The following is a 2913-nucleotide window of genomic DNA, read 5'->3' on the forward strand; positions in this document are numbered from 1 at the left end:
TTGTATTGGTCAAGCCCTCGACCTATTAGTATCGGTCAGCTGAACATGTTACCATGCTTACACCTCCGACCTATCAACCTCGTGTTCTTCGAGGGGTCTTACTAGCTTACGCTATGGGAAATCTAATCTTGAGGTGGGCTTCACGCTTAGATGCTTTCAGCGTTTATCCCTTCCCGACGTAGCTACCCAGCTATGCTCCTGGCGGAACAACTGGTGCACCAGAGGTCAGTCCATCCCGGTCCTCTCGTACTAAGGACAGCTCCTCTCAAATTTCCTACGCCCGCGACGGATAGGGACCGAACTGTCTCACGACGTTCTGAACCCAGCTCGCGTGCCGCTTTAATGGGCGAACAGCCCAACCCTTGGGACCTACTTCAGCCCCAGGATGCGACGAGCCGACATCGAGGTGCCAAACCTCCCCGTCGATGTGGACTCTTGGGGGAGATCAGCCTGTTATCCCCGAGGTAGCTTTTATCCGTTGAGCGATGGCCCTCCCACGAGGTACCACCGGATCACTAAGCCCGACTTTCGTCCCTGCTCCACTTGTGGGTGTCGCAGTCAGGCTCCCTTCTGCCTTTGCACTCTACGAACGATTTCCGACCGTTCTGAGGGAACCTTTGGGCGCCTCCGTTACTTTTTTGGAGGCGACCGCCCCAGTCAAACTGCCCACCTAACAATGTCCCGTCACCAGCTTCATGGTGCCCGGTTAGAATCCCAGTACTGTCAGGGTGGTATCCCAAGGACGACTCCACATCCCCTAACGAGGATGCTTCCAAGTCTCCCACCTATCCTGTACAGACAATACCGAAACTCAATGCTAAGCTACAGTAAAGCTCTACGGGGTCTTTCCGTCCAATCGCGGGTAGCAAGCATCTTCACTTGCACTACAACTTCGCCGGATTTACAGTTGAGACAGTGCCCAAGTCATTACGCCATTCGTGCGGGTCAGAACTTACCTGACAAGGAATTTCGCTACCTTAGGACCGTTATAGTTACGGCCGCCGTTTACTGGGGCTTAAGTTCACCGCTTCGCGTTACCGCTAACGATTCCCCTTAACCTTCCAGCACCGGGCAGGCGTCAGCCCCTATACATCAGCTTTCGCTTTAGCAGAGACCTGTGTTTTTGCTAAACAGTTGCTTGGGCCTATTCTCTGCGACCTACTCTCGTAGGCACCCCTTCTCCCGAAGTTACGGGGTCAATTTGCCGAGTTCCTTAACTGTAATTCTTCCGCCGGCCTTAGGATTCTCTCCTCACCTACCTGTGTCGGTTTGCGGTACGGGTACTACATTTCTCCCTAGAAGCTTTTCTTGGCAGCGTAGAATCAAGTACTTCAGCCTAAAAGGCCTTCCCCATCACACCTCAGCTAATACAGGCGGATTTGCCTACCTGTATACCTAAGTGCTTAGACTAGCATCCAATAGCTAGCACACTCTATCTTCCTGCGTCACTCCATCGGTAATAACGATTTGCAGTAGTATCGGAATATCAACCGATTGTCCATCACCTACGCCTTTCGGCCTCGGCTTAGGTCCCGACTAACCCTCAGCGGACGAGCCTTCCTGAGGAAACCTTAGGTTTTCGGCCACTAGGATTCTCACCTAGTTCTCGCTACTGATGCCAACATACTCACTCGTAATCAGTCCACCGCTCCTTACGGTACGACTTCAGCCCGATTACGACGCTCCCCTACCCCAGCAGATAAATCTGCTAGCCGTAGCTTCGGTGATAAGTTTGAGCCCCGAACATCTTCGGCGCAGGATCTCTCGACTAGTGAGCTATTACGCACTCTTTTAATGAGTGGCTGCTTCTAAGCCAACATCCTAGTTGTCTTAGAAATCCCACATCCTTTTCCACTTAACTTATACTTTGGGACCTTAGCTGACGATCTGGGCTGTTTCCCTTTTGACTACGGATCTTATCATTCGCAGTCTGACTGCCGGACTAATACTATATGGCATTCGGAGTTTGATAAGGTTCGGTAAGCGATATGCCCCCTAGCCCATTCAGTGCTCTACCTCCATTAGTCATATCCGACGCTAGCCCTAAAGCTATTTCGGGGAGAACCAGCTATCTCCGAGTTCGATTGGAATTTCTCCGCTATCCACAGCTCATCCCATGGTTTTTCAACACCAACGTGGTTCGGTCCTCCACGAAGTTTTACCTTCGCTTCAACCTGGCCATGGATAGGTCACCCGGTTTCGGGTCTACGGCATGCAACTAGTCGCCCTATTCAGACTCGGTTTCCCTTCGGCTCCGTACCTTAAGTACTTAACCTCGCTACATACCGTAACTCGTTGGCTCGTTCTACAAAAAGCACATCATCACACACATATGGTGCTATGATCGGTTGTAGGCACACGGTTTCAGGTTCTATTTCACTCCCCTCCCGGGGTTCTTTTCACCTTTCCCTCACGGTACTTCTTCACTATCGGTCATCAAGTAGTATTTAGCCTTGGGAGGTGGTCCTCCCTGCTTCCCACAAGGTTTCACGTGTCTCGTGGTACTCTGGAGCAGAACTATGGTCTTCTTGTTTCACTTACAGGACTATTACCTTCTACGGTGTATCTTTCCAGATATCTTCAATTACAATAGCCACCAATGTTATGTTCTGTCCGCAACCCCAAAGATAAATCTTTGGTTTGGGCTCTTCCGATTTCGCTCGCCGCTACTGACGGAATCGATTTTTCTTTCTCTTCCTCTAGGTACTTAGATGTTTCAGTTCCCTAGGTTTACCCTCCTATAGCTATGTATTCACTATAGGATACGTAGGGTTACCTACGTGAGTTTCCTCATTCGGAGATCTTTGGATCACAGGCTATTTGCGCCTACCCAAAGCTTATCGCAGCTTGTCACGTCCTTCTTCGGCTCTTGATGCCAAGGCATTCACCATGCGCCCTTTGTAGCTTGACCTA

Annotated in this window: 1 rRNA gene; it reads right to left on the reverse strand. The window is 50.6% G+C overall.

What is annotated here, in order from left to right:
* Window positions 1–5: 5 nt before the first annotated feature.
* Window positions 6–2911: ribosomal RNA gene (locus tag bsdtw1_RS23360) — 23S ribosomal RNA — on the reverse strand.
* Between the last annotated feature and the right edge of the window lie 2 nt (window positions 2912–2913).

It is taken from the genome of Clostridium fungisolvens (genome assembly GCF_014193895.1).
Taxonomy (GTDB): Bacteria; Bacillota; Clostridia; order Clostridiales; family Clostridiaceae; genus Clostridium_AR; species Clostridium_AR fungisolvens.